The 15,159-nt window shown below is 60.4% G+C and carries 14 protein-coding genes; 5 read left to right on the plus strand and 9 right to left on the minus strand.

Translation table 11 applies throughout. The features are described 5' to 3' along the window. Nucleotides 1–308: 308 nt before the first annotated feature. From OIM99_RS16450 to OIM99_RS16460, 3 genes are all read right to left on the minus strand, one after another. A complete protein-coding gene (locus OIM99_RS16450; RefSeq protein ID WP_311851523.1) occupies nt 309–1,307 on the minus strand; it encodes a Ku protein in 999 nt (332 codons plus the stop codon). A gap of 207 nt (nt 1,308–1,514) precedes the next feature. Beyond that, nucleotides 1,515–3,386: a ferrous iron transporter B gene (locus tag OIM99_RS16455; RefSeq protein ID WP_311851524.1), complete on the minus strand. Its 1,872-nt coding sequence runs from the start codon at nt 3,384–3,386 to the stop codon at nt 1,515–1,517. A gap of 3 nt (nt 3,387–3,389) precedes the next feature. After that, on the minus strand, nt 3,390–3,680 hold the full coding sequence (locus OIM99_RS16460) for a FeoA domain-containing protein (protein WP_311852275.1): 291 nt from the start codon (nt 3,678–3,680) through the stop codon (nt 3,390–3,392). Nucleotides 3,681–3,917: 237 nt separating this feature from the next. On the opposite strand from OIM99_RS16460, the gene OIM99_RS16465 reads away from it, so the two are divergent. From OIM99_RS16465 to OIM99_RS16475, 3 genes are all read left to right on the plus strand, one after another. Next, nucleotides 3,918–5,252, plus strand: coding sequence for a divalent metal cation transporter (locus OIM99_RS16465; RefSeq protein ID WP_311851525.1), 1,335 nt, complete (start codon nt 3,918–3,920; stop codon nt 5,250–5,252). An 84-nt stretch (nt 5,253–5,336) separates the two neighbouring features. After that, on the plus strand, nt 5,337–6,080 hold the full coding sequence (locus OIM99_RS16470; RefSeq protein WP_311851526.1) for a CBS domain-containing protein: 744 nt from the start codon (nt 5,337–5,339) through the stop codon (nt 6,078–6,080). A 98-nt stretch (nt 6,081–6,178) separates the two neighbouring features. Beyond that, the gene (locus tag OIM99_RS16475) at nt 6,179–6,823 is read left to right on the plus strand and encodes a BON domain-containing protein (RefSeq protein ID WP_311851527.1); all 645 of its coding nucleotides are present in this window, start codon (nt 6,179–6,181) and stop codon (nt 6,821–6,823) included. Between the two features lie 24 nt (nt 6,824–6,847). Here OIM99_RS16475 and OIM99_RS16480 read toward each other — a convergent pair whose 3' ends face one another. From OIM99_RS16480 to OIM99_RS16495, 4 genes are all read right to left on the minus strand, one after another. Beyond that, nucleotides 6,848–7,387, minus strand: a complete 540-nt coding sequence (locus tag OIM99_RS16480; RefSeq protein ID WP_311851528.1) for a phosphotransferase-like protein — start codon at nt 7,385–7,387, stop codon at nt 6,848–6,850. 93 nt (nt 7,388–7,480) lie between these two features. Continuing rightward, complete coding sequence (locus OIM99_RS16485) at nt 7,481–7,870, minus strand: DoxX family protein (protein WP_311852276.1); 390 nt, start codon at nt 7,868–7,870, stop codon at nt 7,481–7,483. 241 nt (nt 7,871–8,111) lie between these two features. Then, entirely contained in the window at nt 8,112–9,086 is a 975-nt protein-coding gene (locus OIM99_RS16490) for a tripartite tricarboxylate transporter substrate binding protein (RefSeq protein ID WP_311851529.1), read from the minus strand. Between the two features lie 136 nt (nt 9,087–9,222). Next, nucleotides 9,223–10,191: a tripartite tricarboxylate transporter substrate binding protein gene (locus OIM99_RS16495; protein WP_311851530.1), complete on the minus strand. Its 969-nt coding sequence runs from the start codon at nt 10,189–10,191 to the stop codon at nt 9,223–9,225. A 163-nt stretch (nt 10,192–10,354) separates the two neighbouring features. Between OIM99_RS16495 and queF the strand changes: the two genes are divergently transcribed. Together queF and OIM99_RS16505 are read left to right on the plus strand one after the other, a co-directional pair. Continuing rightward, nucleotides 10,355–10,837 carry a preQ(1) synthase gene (gene queF / locus OIM99_RS16500; RefSeq protein ID WP_311851531.1) on the plus strand — a complete coding sequence of 161 codons (483 nt, stop codon included), beginning with the start codon at nt 10,355–10,357 and terminating at the stop codon, nt 10,835–10,837. Nucleotides 10,838–10,940: 103 nt separating this feature from the next. Beyond that, nucleotides 10,941–12,701 carry an alpha/beta fold hydrolase gene (locus OIM99_RS16505; RefSeq protein WP_311851532.1) on the plus strand — a complete coding sequence of 587 codons (1,761 nt, stop codon included), beginning with the start codon at nt 10,941–10,943 and terminating at the stop codon, nt 12,699–12,701. A 3-nt stretch (nt 12,702–12,704) separates the two neighbouring features. On the opposite strand, the gene OIM99_RS16510 is transcribed toward OIM99_RS16505, so the two are convergent. Both OIM99_RS16510 and OIM99_RS16515 read right to left on the minus strand, forming a co-directional pair. Beyond that, nucleotides 12,705–12,926 (minus strand): hypothetical protein, encoded by a 222-nt coding sequence (locus OIM99_RS16510; protein WP_311851533.1) that lies wholly within the window; start codon nt 12,924–12,926, stop codon nt 12,705–12,707. A gap of 125 nt (nt 12,927–13,051) precedes the next feature. After that, on the minus strand, nt 13,052–15,112 hold the full coding sequence (locus tag OIM99_RS16515) for an amidohydrolase family protein (protein WP_311851534.1): 2,061 nt from the start codon (nt 15,110–15,112) through the stop codon (nt 13,052–13,054). Nucleotides 15,113–15,159 lie beyond the last annotated feature (47 nt).

Raw genomic sequence — 15,159 nt, forward strand, 5'->3', positions numbered from 1 at the left:
AACCGGCGTCATCGGCGGAACCTCCTGCGGTGGTGGCTCAGGCGGTTGCGGTTTACCCGGTTCGTTCGATAGCCGACCATTGGTGAACATCATCTACATCTCTCATCGGTTGACCCTTATTGTTCAAACCGACCTGGATGTGATGCGTTCCATCATGAAGAGCCTCGGTGTCATTCCCGACACGCCGAAGGCGTGAGCGGGAATCCAGAGCAAACGCCTCTGTGTAAAAGGAACAGCGCGTCTTTTTAAGCTCTACCACATGCTCTGGATCCCCGCTCGCCTGCTACGCAGGCGTCGGGGATGACAGCTCAGCTGGCTTTGCGCCGTGTGGTTGCCGGCTTGCCGGACGCCTTCTTTGGCTCCGCCGTGCTTTCTGCAGCAGCCGCCTTGCCTTTGCCGCTGCCGGCGATCGGCAACAGCAACTCGCGCTGGCCGGGGGCCGCCTTGCTCCGCTTGCCGGCCTTCTTCGCCGGCGCCTTCTTGGCCGCGGGCTTCGCCGCCTCCGCTTTCGCGCTGTCCTTTTCCGACTGACCGAGGCTGCGCCGCAAGGCCTGCATCAGATCGATGACATTGTTCGGCGCCGAGGCCGGGCGATCCTTCGGGATCGGCGCGCCAGCCTGTTTCTTTTTCAGCATTTCGACGACAGCTTCTTCATACTCGTCACGAAAGTCCTTCGGGTTGAAGTCGCCCGTCTTCGACGCCACGATATGCTGCGCCAGATCGAGCATCTCCTTCTTGATCTTGATGTCGGAGATGTCGTCGAAATATTCGTCCGCATTGCGGATCTCATAGTCATAGCGCAGGGTCTCGCCCAAAATGCCCTTGCCCCACGGCTGCAACATGATGACACGTTCGCGCTTGGCGAGAACCACGCGCCCAAGCGCCACCATATCCTTGACGCGCATGGCCTCGCGGATCACCGCAAAAGCCTCCTGCCCCACTTTATCGTTGGGCACGATGTAATAGGGACTGTCGAGATAGCGCTCGTCGATCTGCGCACGCGGCACAAAGCGATCGACACCGATCATATGACTGCTTTCGATGGCGATCGCCTCAAGCTCCTCATCCTCGACCTGAAGATAGACGCCCTTGGCATATTCATAGCCCCGGCCCTTGTCCTCAGTGCCGACGGGCTTTTGCGTCACTTCATCGATGAGCTGCTGGCGCAGCCGGTTGCCGGTCTGCTTGTTGATCTGCCGGAACGCCACCCGCTCCGATGACGAGGCCGCCGTGTAGAGCGAAATCGGGCACGAAACGAGCGAGAGCTGAAGATAGCCCTTCCAATAGGGACGAGCGGGTGCAGCCACGACGAACTCCTACGCAACGCGGACACGAAGGCGACATTCAAAGGTAGATCGCCAAGCTCAGCCGATCAACCTTAAGGGAATATGACTGCCATCGGTCCCGAGGCGATCGGCGGCCGGTCCCAACGGCAAAACGGCCCGATTGGGGCCGTTTCCCGCGGAACACGGTTATCAAAACGTAGCGATAAACCCAGAACAAACCGTGAAATCTCAGCCCGCGCCGAGCCTCACCGCGACATTGTAGACGATCAGGCTCGCCACATAGGCGAGCACCAGCATGTAGAAGAAGGTGATCGCCATCCATTTCCAGCTCCCCGTTTCGCGACGGATGACCGCCAGGGTCGAGGCGCATTGCGGCGCGAAAATATACCAGGCGAGCAGCGACAGAGCGGTGGCGAGGCTCCACTGGGTCGACAGAACCTGACCGATCTGTTCGGCCGCCTCCTTGCCACCCTCGATCGCATAGACCGTGCCGAGCGCGGCGACAGCCACTTCGCGCGCCGCCATGCCGGGGATCAAAGCGACGGCGATCTGCCAGTTGAAGCCGATCGGCGCAAGCAGCGGCTCGATCGCCTTGCCGATCATTGCCGCCAGGCTGTAGTCGATCGCGGGCTCCGTGGCACCCACCGGCGGCTGCGGAAACGAAGCCAGGAACCAGATCAGCACCATCATCGCGAAGATGGTCGTGCCGGCGCGTTGCAGAAACGCTTTGGCGCGCGTGTAGACGCCGATCAAAATGCTGCGCAGGCGCGGCATCTTATAATCGGGCAGTTCCAGCATGAACGGCGCCGGCGCGTAATCGCGCAGCATGAAGAATTTGACCAGGAACGACACGCAGAGCGCGCTCGCAATCCCCGCTGCGTAGAGGCCGAACATCACCAGCCCTTGCAGATTGATCCAGCCCCAGATCATCTTCGCCGGGATGAACGCCGAGATGATCAGCGTATAGACCGGAATGCGCGCCGAGCAAGTCATCAAAGGCGCGATCAGGATCGTCGTCAGCCGATCGCGACGGTTGTCGATCACCCGCGTCGCCATGATGCCGGGAATGGCGCAGGCAAAACTCGACAGCAGCGGAATGAAGGCGCGACCGTGCAGGCCGGCGCCGCCCATGATGCGATCCATCAGAAAGGCCGCGCGTGCCATATAGCCGAAATCTTCCAAGAGCAGGATGAACAGGAAGATGATGATGATCTGCGGCAGGAAGACGATGACGCTGCCGACGCCGGAAATCACACCGTTCTGCAAAAAGCTTTGCAGCAGGCCCTGCGGCAATGTCTCCTGAATGAATTGCCCGATCGCATCGAAACTCGATGACAGCAATTCCATCAACGGCTGCGCCCAGGCGAACACCGCCTGGAACATCACGAACAGGATCAGCGCCAGGATCAACAGGCCCGCGACCGGATGCAGAACGACGGAGTCGATGCGCGCGGTCCAGGTGTCGGGTCGCGCCGGCTGGCTGATCGTCGCGGCAATGATGCGGTCGGCATCGCGTTGCAACGCGCGCAATTGCGCGACGGTCTGCGGCTGCCAGACATTGTCGCGCGCCCCTGCCCCGGCTTGCGCCAGGAGATCGTCGGTCAACCGCAGCAGATCGGCCGTGCCGCCCTTGCGGATGGCGATCGAGGTGACGACCGGCACGCCGAGCATTTCCGACAACAGCGGCACGTTCACCGACACGCCCCGGCGCGTCGCGATGTCGAACATGTTCAATACGAGCGCCAACGGCCGGCCGGCACTCTTCAATTCGAGCAGCAGCCGGATCGTCAGCCGCAGATTGGTGGAATCGGCCACGCACAGGACAAGATCAGGCAGGGACTCGCCGTTGACGCGACCAAGCACGAAATCGCGGGTGATCTCCTCGTCAGGGCTGCGGCCACGCAGCGAATAGGTGCCCGGCAGATCGACCAGCGACACCTGCTGGCCCGTGGGGGTGACGAACGAGCCCTCTTTGCGCTCCACCGTCACGCCAGGATAATTGGCGACCTTCTGCCGGCTGCCCGTCAGCGCATTGAACAAAGACGTCTTGCCGCTGTTCGGCGTGCCCACCAAGGCCAGATGCATCAACGGCGGTTCCATGGCTCATAATCCCGTCAGATCAGAAACGATGATGGCCATGGCTTCACGCCGACGAACGGCGATCGTGACATTGTCGACGCGAACGGCGATGGGATCGCGTCCGACGATCCCCTCGTGCAGAATTTCCACCTTGGCGCCTTCGACGAAACCGAGTTCGAGCAGCCGGCTTTCGAGCTCAAGGCCCGAGAGCGCTGAGCCCACGTCCGTCGTGTTCAGGTGCTGAATGACGCCGCGATAGCCACGCCGGGCCAGCCCCAACGGCATATGCCGACGCGTATCGATCTCTTCGTTCATAGTCATCATAGTGGCCGCAGCGCCGCACCATCGGCGCCGAATGCGCCGTGATAACCCCGCCCCAGCGCCTCAGCAACGCCTCGGGAAGCGCCGGCACAAATAATTGATACTAAAAACGCTTCTACATTGTATACGTTCTAATCTAGAGCTCCCTTTCGACCCGTCGTCGCTGTCAGGTCCCTGTCACCACCATTGATCTTGCTCAAATGCCGAGGATTGTGGCCGTGCGAGTGCCTCATGCAGAACCTGGAAGACCCGAGGCCTCCCATGTCATCGCCACCAACTGACCCTTCCGAGCTAAAAACTCCGATCCCGACCTTTTGGGAACAATTCCGCGAGCATCCCCTTTCCAGGGTCGGGCCTGGTCTTATTACCGGAGTGGCCGATGACGATCCGAGCGGGATCGCCACCTATTCGCAAGCCGGCGCGCAATTCGGCTTCAATATGCTTTGGACCATGCCGCTGGTATTTCCTCTTATGGCGGCCATTCAGTCCATGTGCGCACGCATCGGCCGCGTCACCGGACAGGGGCTTGCGGCCAACATCAAGACGGCCTTTCCACCGGTCGTACTGCGTATCGTGGTCGCACTCCTGTTGATTGCCAATACTCTCAATATCGCTGCGGACATTGCAGCCATGGGCGAAGTGGCGGAGCTGGTAACGCCCCTTAACCGCAACGTGGCAACGCCCTGTTTCGTCATCGGAACTCTGCTCCTGCAAATATTCATCCCCTACCACCGCTATGTCTTCTTTTTGAAATGGCTGACGCTTTCCCTGCTGGCATATGTGGCTGTTCTTTTCGCAGTCCATGTACCTTGGGGAGAAGTATGGCGAAGAACCGTCTGGCCGACATTCAATCTGAATGCCGATGCCGCGGCAATGATCGTCGGTATATTTGGCACGACGATCAGTCCCTACCTGTTCTTCTGGCAGGCTTCGGAAGAAATCGAAGACATGAAGCTGACGAATAGCCAACCCTTGCTCAATGACACGCAAAGCGCGGGCAAGGAACTTCTCCGTATCCAATGGGACACGTGGAGCGGAATGTTATATTCCGACCTGACCGCGTATTTCATCATTCTGGCGACAGCAGTCACCCTTTACGCGCAAGGCATCACCAACATCGAAACCGCTGCCCAAGCCGCCAGCGCACTCAAGCCGATCGCTGGCGACTTCGCTTTTATCGTTTTTGCCTTGGGCATCCTTGGCGTTGGATTGATTGGCGTACCTGTCCTTGCTGGGTCGGCGGCTTATGCCGTCGCGGAAGCGATGAACTGGGACTGGGGCCTGGACAAACGCGCCAGTGACGCACGTGGCTTCTATGGCGTAATCGCACTCAGCGTTCTTGCAGCCCTCGCGATTCAATATTCACCGATAAGCCCGATGAAAGCCCTTTTCTGGGCGGCAATCATCAATGGAATTGTTGCCGTCCCATTGATGATCGTAGTGATTCTTCTTGTGTCAAAGAGATCGGTCATGGGCGCCTATACGGCTGGCTATTGCACCCGCATTCTCGGCTGGATCGGCGTAGCGATCATGGGCCTATCCGCCATCAGAATGTTCCTGCCCTGACGTCACGACAGGCTTGATACAGATCAAACCCAATGCCGGCCTGGCGCGTACTCTATAGCGACTAAGTGCGAAGGAGTTACGGCGATGCGTGCGCGACAAATCATGACCCACGGTGTCATTACGGTTGGCCCCGATACGCCGATCATGGAAGCTGCCAAGCTAATGCTGGATAAGCACATTAGCGGCCTTCCGGTCGTCAAAGCTGATGGACAGCTGATCGGCATTGTTTCGGAAGGCGATTTTCTGCGTCGCGCGGAAATCGGAACGCAACGAAAGCACAGCCGTTGGCTGCAATTCTTTCTCGGCGGCGGGCGAGCAGCTTTGGATTTCGTTCACGAGCAAGGACGTAAAATCTCCGAAATTATGACGGACGATCCCTATACGATCAGCGAGGATACGGAGCTGGAAGAAATTGTTCGCCTGATGGAAAGCAAACACGTCAAGCGATTGCCCGTCGTCAGGGAAAATCAAGTCATCGGCATCGTAACACGTTCAAATCTGCTGCAAGCTGTCGCCAATTTTGCGCGAGATATGCCCGCAACGAATCCGAACGACATCGCGATCGGGAATAATATCGTCATGGCAATGGAGGGCAAGGATTGGCGACCGATAGGACTCAATTTGTCCGTGCGAAATGGTGTCGTCCATCTCTATGGCAGCATAACGGATGATCGCTGTCGACAAGCGGCCATCGTCGCAACGGAGAATGTAGCCGGCGTTCATGAGGTTCACGATCATCTCTGCTGGATCGAGCCCATGTCGGGCATGTATATGGGATCGCCGGAGGACGAGAAGCAAGTTTCGGCACCGCATGGTCTCCGCTTATAGATGGCAAAATCACTTCGCGGCGACGCCTTTGCGGTAGGTCAATGAGGCGCATCGGAAGGACGCTATAAATTATCTTTGTTCAACTGTGGAGGTCGGCCATGGATAACAAAGGTCTCCGTCAATCGGTCATCGATGAGCTCGGCTTTGAACCAAGCGTCAAAGCTGAAAATATTGCCGTGACAACAGCCAACGGAATAGTGACCCTCAGCGGACACGTTCGCTCTTATGCGGAAAAGATCGCCGCCGAGAAAGCGACTTTGCGCGTGCAAGGTGTAAAAGCCGTCGTCCAGGCGCTAGAAGTGCATTCGAATCCCAACGATTTGACGCCCGATGAACAACTGGCCGTGCGAGTCGCGAATGTCATTGCCTGGAATTCGCTCATACCCAAAACAGTTCGAGCCACGGTCCAGAAGGGATGGATTACCCTTACGGGTGATGTCGATTGGCATTATGAGCGTCAAGCAGCTGAGAATGCCGTCAATCGCATGGCAGGCGTTGTCGGTGTCACCAACGGAATTCATATCAAGCTGCATGCAAATACCAGCGACGTTAAAAAGAGCATTGTCGACGCTTTACAGCGCAGTGCAGAAATCGAAGCATCGGCCATCAAGGTCCGCGTCAATGACGACAAGGTGACGCTCGAAGGAACGGTTCACAACTATGCCGAGCGCGCTGCAGTCGAACGCGCCGCCTGGTCCGTCGCCGGTGTCCGCGCCGTCCAGGACCTGCTGATCGTTGCATAGGTAAGATTTCCAAACACGCCTAAATCACGGTTTGGACAGCCGATCGGCGGCCTTCGCGATCATCGCAGCCGCCGCTTCCGGCGTGGTTTCACTGGTATCGATCGTCACGTCCGCCTCCGGCATCGCGGCCATGCAGGAGGCGAAGTCCGCTTTGAGCTGACGGAAGAGCTCGAGCGATCGCAGCTTGCCGAATTCGGCCCGGCTTGCCGCGACGAGCCGCTGCTCCAGGGTTTCAGCCGGCGCAGTCAACGCGACAAAGACCACCTGCCCGCCAGCCGCCTTCACCCGTTCCGCAATCCGCTGTGGCAAGTCGGGTGCAACGCTCGATTCCGGATTGAAGGTGAAGATCAGTGACCGGCCTGACTGCGCGGCAGCCTCAATGGTCTCAAGCCAGAACTGCTCCCGCAGACGAACGAATTCTTCCGAGCCGAAGGGAAAGACCGCCAATACGGCATCGACGATGAGATGATTGTGAAACAGCGGCAGCCCGGTTTGCTGCGCCAGCGCCCGTGCGACCGTGAGCTTGCCGACGGCCGGCTCGCCGTAGATGAAAATCAGCCGCATGCCCCTGCTCGCTCTCTGCCTCTTGCCAAAGAGCTATAAAACAAAAAGCCCGCTGGAAAATCCAGCGGGCTGATGGCTCGGATCACATCAAGATCACGCCCGCGCTTTTCTCCAGGCATCGACGCTCAGAGGTCCAGGCCCGGCAACAACGAGATAGAGAAAGCCGAAGCAGAACAGAATGGCGGCCACGCCACCGTTTTGCGACGGAAAGAAACTGTTGGGCGCGTGGCCGATGAAATAAGCGCACGCCATCAAGCCGGACAGAATGAAGGCGGCGGGACGGCTGAGAAATCCAATCAGCAAAAAGAAACCGACCACCAGTTCGAGCACACCGGCGATCCAAGAGAGCGACCACGCTTCAGGCACGCGCGCGGCAAAAGGAAAGCCCAGAATTTTCTGCGTTCCAAAACTGAAAAGGACAAGCGCGAAAACAATACGCAAAACACTCAGCACATAAGGGCTGACAGCATTCAGATTATTCAACGTTCCATCTCCAAAATTGCGCACACCACACTTTCCCCAATGTACGAAGTTGATTTCCGTCGCAAATAAAACCCGAAACACATTGATGTGATGGAACTCGAACCCTTCTGAGATCGCGGCATGATGTCGGCTTGAATCAAGCTCTTCTCGTTGTTGATTTTATCAAATCGCAAAACGCCATGAAAAAACCCGCCGGAAAAATCCGGCGGGTCGAAAAGCTTGCAAAGAACGATCGTTCAAATCATTGCGGCTGAATGTTCGCCGCTTTGAAGATTGGTCCCCACAATTCGATGTCTGCCAAGAGCCGCGCATTGGCTTCCTTCGGCGTGTCGTGATGCGGAACCGCACCGACCGATTCAAGAAACTTCGCGGTCTCAGGCTCTTTCGCGATCTGAAGAATCCAGGCGGAAAATTTATCGACGATCGGCTGCGGCGTGCCCTTCGGGAAGTAAGCGCCCCACCACGGCGACAGATCGAAATTCTTCAAGCCGGCTTCCTGCATGGTCTGGACGCCGGGGAAGGAATCGCTGCGGTGTCCGGTGGTGACCGCGATGCACTTCAAGCGGCCGGCGCGAACCTGCGCCGCCGCAAAGGTGCCGTCCATGATCATGAAATCGAGCGTGCCATTGGTGACGTCAGGCAGCGCTTCCGGCGCGGTGCGATAGGAAACGCCCTCGGCCTTCGAATTCGTCATCGACTTATAGAGTTCGGCGCACAGGATACCCATCTGATTGGTGTAGCCATATTTGGCGCGATCGGTCGTCTTCAGGAAAGCCGTGAGATCGGCGATCGAATTGATCTTGGAGTCCGGCGCCACGACGACGACGAACACGATCTGCGCGAATGTGCCGGCCGGCACGAAATCCTGCACCGTGTCGAAGGGCAGCGATTTGAACAGATAGCGCGAACCGGCCATGTTCGAATTGGCCGAGAACAGGATCGAATAGCCATCGGGCTTCGCTTTGGCGACGAGGCCCAGCGCGATATTGCTGTTGGCGCCCGGCCGGTTCTCGACGACAATCGTCTTGCCGGTGATCTGGCCGAGCCGGTTGGTGAAATAGCGGCCGAGAATGTCGGCGCCGCTGCCGGCCGGAAAGCCGATATAGATATGCATCGGCTGCGCCGGATAATTTTCCGCCTGCGCGAAGGCCCCTGCGGGCACCGTCAGCGTCAGCGCGCCAGCACCCATCCCCTTGATGACGTCCCTACGGTCCATTTCTTTTCTCCTCTGGCACCCGATGCGGTAGCCGCCGCCCGAGCGAATGGGGTCATAAAGCAGAGGGTCGTAGCCCGCGCAAGCGTATTTTCCCCTGAAAACAAGGGTCTGATAGGATTTTGAAGGCTCCTTGACACTATTGCGGCGTCAATCCCGCCGCCGCCGCCAATTTATCCCAGCGCGCCTTGTCGGCATCGAGCTTGGAGAGCACGTATTCGGCATCGCCAATCACCGGCATGGCCACCATGTCGCCGAGAAACTTGACGGTTTCCGGCATCTTGCAGATGCGTTGCACCAATTCGCCAAGCTTGGCATTGGCCTCCTGCGGCGATCCCTTGGGCAGCCAGACCGCCCACCAGGGGCTGAAGAAGAAATCAGGGATGCCCTGCTCCTGCATGGTCGGCACGTCAGGTAGCACATTGATGCGCTGTTCCATCGTGGCACCGAGAATGCGCAGACGGCCCGCCTTAAGCTGGCCAGCGGCATAGGTGCCGTCCATGATCATGTAGTCGAGAGTGGCGCTCTCCAGATCGCCCACCGCATCGGCGGTGGTGCGATAGGAAACGGCTTCGGCCTGCACGCCCGCATAGGCCTTCAAGGCAAAGCCCGCCACCATGGCGGCCGGATTGGTGTAGCCGTAACGGTTCTGCGGCTTGGATTTCAGCAGGTCCAACAGTTCCTTGGCGCTATTGGCCTTGGACTTGGTGCCGACGACGAGCACGAACGGCGTCTCGACCAGACCGCAGACGCAATCGAGATCCTTGCGATAGTCGACCGAGAAATCCTTCAGAAGATGCCGGCCGCCAGCGATCAGAGTATTGCCGGTGAACAGGATATTGGTGCCGTCGGGCTTGGACTTGGCGGCCACATTGATGGCGATCGAGCCGACGGCGCCGGGGCGATTTTCCATCACCACCGTCTGGCCGCTGATCTCCTGCATTTTGGAGGTGAACCAGCGACAGAGAATGTCGGCGCCGCTGCCGGCGGCAAAGCCGATATAGACATGCAGCGGCTTGTCCGGCCACCCCTGAGCCAGAGCCGGCACACCGGCGGTCGAAAGCGCGGCGGCGCCCGCGCCGACAATCACGTCGCGACGATTGATCAAGCTGTCCTCCCTCCCCCTCAAGCCGAGGCTTTCCGCCATGGCTTTGAAGGCAGTAGGCCGCAAGTCTGATCACCGGGCAAGAGCAGAGCCATTTCCAGGCGGCATTGCGGATTTGCGCGCAGCGGCCTACTCAAAGGCAAATTCCATCTTGTGGTGATGATTTATGGCCAAAACGTCGAAAAAGCGCGCTTCTGAACCCCTGTCCCTCGGCCTGCTCGGCCGCCCCGCGACCATGCCCGACCATCCCGATGCCGCCATTCTGGAGCGGGTTCCCAATCCGCAGGCCGGAGAGATTTACGTGACGCGTTTCACCGCGCCGGAATTCACCTCGCTCTGCCCGGTCACCGGCCAGCCCGACTTCGCCCATCTGGTCATCGATTTCGTGCCCGGCCCCTGGCTGGTCGAGTCCAAATCGCTGAAGTTCTATCTTGGCAGTTTCCGCAATCACGGCGCCTTCCACGAGGATTGCACCGTGCGCATCGGCAAGGATATCGCGGGCCTGATCAAGCCGCGCTGGCTGCGCATCGGCGGCTATTGGTATCCGCGCGGCGGCATTCCCATTGATGTGTTCTGGCAAACCGGCAAACTGCCTCCTGGCACCTGGGCGCCCGACCAGAACGTGCCGAACTACCGAGGCCGTGGTTGAGGATCGGATAACCAAGATCGTGTTTCGATCCATTCGATTCACCAGCCCCTAACCTCGACGGCGCCATGCTCAATCAAAGCCAGGAAATGGCGGCGAGGGTGGCATGGTTCCGGTCAGTTTCGAGGGATGTTCAGGTAGTTTTCATCGCGCGCGCGGCACGCGTGGCATCGTCATCTGCTCAAGCTTCGGCTTCGAAGACATTTGCGCGCGCAAGTCGCTCGTGCTTTTGGCGCATGACCTGGCGGCACGTGGCGTCAACGTGCTGCGGTTCGATTACTTCGGCACCGGCGATGCGCTCGGCGGCCCCCTGCATCCGCAGCAGGTCGAAACCTGGATCGCCAATATCCGTGCCGCGGCCGACTGGCTGAAGGTCAACGCCCATGTCACCGACGTCTCGCTTGTCGGCCTGCGCCTCGGCGCGCTGCTGGCGGCAAAGGCCGCGCCGGCCATCGACGACCTCAGCCAATTGACGCTGATCGCACCGCCACTCAGCGGCAAAGCCTGGCTGCGTGAGGCACAAGCCTTTTCGGCGATGATCGCGCCGCCTCTCGGCGAGACCGAAGCGCGCTCCAGCGCAAACAATGAGATTGCCCTCGCCGGCTATCGCATGACCGGCGAAACCGCCGCTGGTATCAAAGCGCTCGCCTGGCCGTCGTTCGATACGCTGCCCGCCTCGGTGCTGATCCTGTCGCGCGAACAGACGCAGGAAGCCGAGGCCGTGGCTGAGCGCATCGGCGGTAAGGCGGACGTGCTACCCTTCACCGGCTATGGTGCGATGATGTGCGACGTCACCGCCAGCGAACCGCCGCTCGCCACCTTGGCTTCGCTTGCCGAACGTCTCGCGCGCGGCAACAGCTTGCGCGACCATGAGCCCACCGCCCCGCCCTGCCTGCCGCTTAACGGCCCGGACTTTGTCGAAACGCCCGTTCATATTGGCGGCGACGGACCGATCAACGGCATTTTCTGCCGGCCGGCTGGAGGCGAGAAGCGTCGCAACATCATCGTGCTGTGCAATGCCGGCGGCATTCCGCGCAGCGGCTGGGGCCGCATGCATGTCGATCTCGCCCGCAAGTTGGCGCGCTTCGGCACATCGTCGCTGCGCATCGATCTGCCGGGGCTTGCCGACAGCGCCTGGCCTGGCGGCCCGTCGACCGTCGCGACCATCTCCCAGGATCTCTCGACACGCATTTCCGCCGTCATCGACTGGCTGAAGGAACGCGGCTTTTCCGAAATCTCCATCGCCGGTGCTTGCAGCGGCGCCTATCACGCCTTCCGCACGGCGCTCGTCGACCCTCGCATCGATCGGCTGGTGCTGCTCAATCAAGTATCCTTCGCCTGGAGCGCCACCCATGCGATGAAGCTTTCGGCCTGGCAGAAGTCGAAGGCGCGCGAAATGCAGACCAAGATGTCGGCGCTCGACAGCGACGAACAGGCGGCGAGCGAAGCCGCCAAACTGATGGCGCGCCTCTTTCCTATCGCCAAGAGCCTGGCGCGCAGCACGTTGGAAGCGCTGATGTCACTGTCCGCCAAGGCCAACAGCGTGCTGGCGCAGCAGAACCCGGTCGAAGCGGCTTTCCATGCCATCGCCGGGCGCGGCACCAAAATCCTGCTCGTCTACAGCGAGAATGACGCCGGCCTCGCCGAACTCGAACGCCACATGAGCGCGTATCTCGAAGGCGACGGCATCAATGCGGCCGCTCTGCCCAGCGTCTCGAAGCATATTCTGCGCGGCGCCGACCACATGCTGACCCAGCCACAGGCGCGCGAGGAATTCAGCGATCTCGTCTGTCGTTTCGTCGACCAGCGCAGCACCGTGCGCACGGACGAGATGGAGCGGGCGTTCCGTGCCGGGCAAGCCGCCTGAACCTCACACGTTGACGACGATGACAGCCGTCTTCGGATTGTGCCGCTCGCTATAGGCGGCGAAGCGGCGCGCTTCGGTCGCATCGCGGAAGGCAAAATACAGCGTGCCCGCGTAGCCGCTTTCAAAGGCACCGCAAGCCTTGGCAAAGGATTCCGTTTCGTCCTGCCTGAACCGGCCGGCGAGATGCACCCGCCACGTTGCCTCCACCGCCTTCTGCGCCGCCATCACCGTCTCCTGACATAGCCTGAACACTAAAATGTAGCATAGGCTACATTCGGGCCAGAGTCCAGCCACCGGAACAGGCGTCATCCGCGCCTGCTCCGATGGCGGTGGAAATCTGGTTCCTATGTTCAGGCGTTGCCGGTTCCGGCGGGCTCGGTTGCGCGCACCGGAGCGTCGACCGGCTGCAATTCACGCGGCCACAATAGAATGGTGGTCTCGGTCATGCGCGCGAGGCGGCCGTCCGCCCCCAATGCGTAGAGCTGCGTCGCGCGCTGGCCAAGGCGGCTCGTCTCGAGCTGCCAATGGGTTTCACCTGGTGCGCCCGGCTCCGGACTGACGCTCAAGACCAGTTCCGCCGCGCCCAAACTAGTTTCTGCATCGAGCGCCGCGATGGTGCCTGCCCCATGCCGACCGGCCAGCAGCGGCACGACGCTGAGCGCCATATGCTCGCTTGGCGGACGTGGCGCGCCTTGCAGATGCGACTGGCTTTCGTGGCCGTCGACCGCCTTGAACGTCAGCGCATAGCCGTCGCCCACATGTTCGACATGCGCCTGTTCGACGCCGGCAAAGGTTTCAAGCTCGTAGTCGGCCGTGCGCAAGTTCAGATCGGCATCGACGACGATCTGCGAACTGCGCCGCATTGCATGCCGGCGTGGTTCGGCGCCGGCATGGCGCTCCTCGATCCGCCAGCCGCCCTCGGGTAGCCGCGTATGGCGATAGGTGACGCGGCCGAACTCCGCACCGCAGATGCGCTCGCGCCACACGCCCTCATCCGTCACGTCGCCATTGCCGGACGCTGCCGGCAAATCCGTGCCGGCGACCGGCGGTGCGCCCTGCACCAGTTCGGCCCGTTGGCGCAGCAGATCGTCGAGATTGCTCTTTTTGAGATGATAGCCATTGACGAAGACGGCTTCGATGTTGCGGGTGGCGCGCACGTCCTGCAGGGGATCGGCATTGATGAGGATCAGATCGGCGCGCTTGCCGACGCCGATCGTGCCCCATTCGCTCTCCTCATTCATGAAGCGCGCCGCCTCGCTCGTCGAACAGCGCAGAGCTTCATAGGCGGACAGGCCGGCGGAGGCGAAATTCTCGATCTCCTGATGCAGCGTGTCGCCTTGCACATTGTAAGGGTTGACGCCGTCCGTGCAGGTGAGCTGCGGCGCGCCTTCCTCATGAAAAATGCCGATGACCTTGTGGAAGGCGATGGCCCGCTCGCGCGCCAGCCGCCGCCATTCCTCCGCATTAACGCGGCCGCGATGGCCCCAACGCACGATGGTCGTCTCCCAATCGTTGATCGTCGAACGCGGCACGTAGCGTAGGCTTGGATGAGCCAAGGAGACTTCCACCGGCTGGCTGGCGCGCTGATGGAAAGCCACCGTCGGCAGGTTCCACGCCTGATGCTTCGCCAGAAAGCCACCCAAGCGACGGATTTTCTCGAAATCGAGTTTTGTGCCCGGCGCCGGATCGAACCTGTCCCAATAGGTCTGGCCCGCGAATTGATCGCCCATGTGGTCGCGCGCGATCAGATGCAATTGCTGGAAGCCGGACATGCCGGCGGCCACCGCCTCTTCCCACGACACCGCATTGGGGCAATTGCCGACGACGCGCAGGCCCCGCTCCGCCGCCGCGCGGCCGACGGCCGCCAGGCATTCCGGCGTCAACAGCGAAAATGGCATGATCTGGTGATAGCCGCGATCGGCATATTTCTTCACCAAGGCTGCCGCATCTTCCGGCCGCGTCAACGGCACGCCATGGGGCATGTCGGTGCGCCCGGTAGGGCCGATACCGTCGAAGCCCGGCGTCACCGTGATGACGCGCGGGCTCGGAAATTCGGCCCGTTCCGCCGACCATTCCATCGCAAGCTGAAACGGATTGCCACTGGTGCGCGCCGTCGTGATGCCATGGGCGAGATAGAGCGGCGCTTCGGCGGGCTCACGATAGTGGGTGTACATATCGGCAAGCCCGGGCATCAGATAGCGGCCGGCGCCATCGACGACGCTCACCTCGGGCCGCGCCGAAAGATCCATCGCCGAGGACGGCGCGATGGCAACGATGCGGCCGTTCTCGATCAGCACCGTATGATCCTCAAGCCGCCGGTTGGCATCCATCGGAATGACCGTGACATGCGCAATGGCGAGCGGCCCCGGCGACCGCGCCGGAAATTTGAACGGCATGAATTCACTACGCACGATGCGGCTCCAACACTGAAAGATGAAATCAGACAGACAAGCCAGGC

It is taken from the genome of Methylocella sp. CPCC 101449, assembly GCF_031921685.1.
Lineage (GTDB): Bacteria > Pseudomonadota > Alphaproteobacteria > Rhizobiales > Beijerinckiaceae > Terripilifer.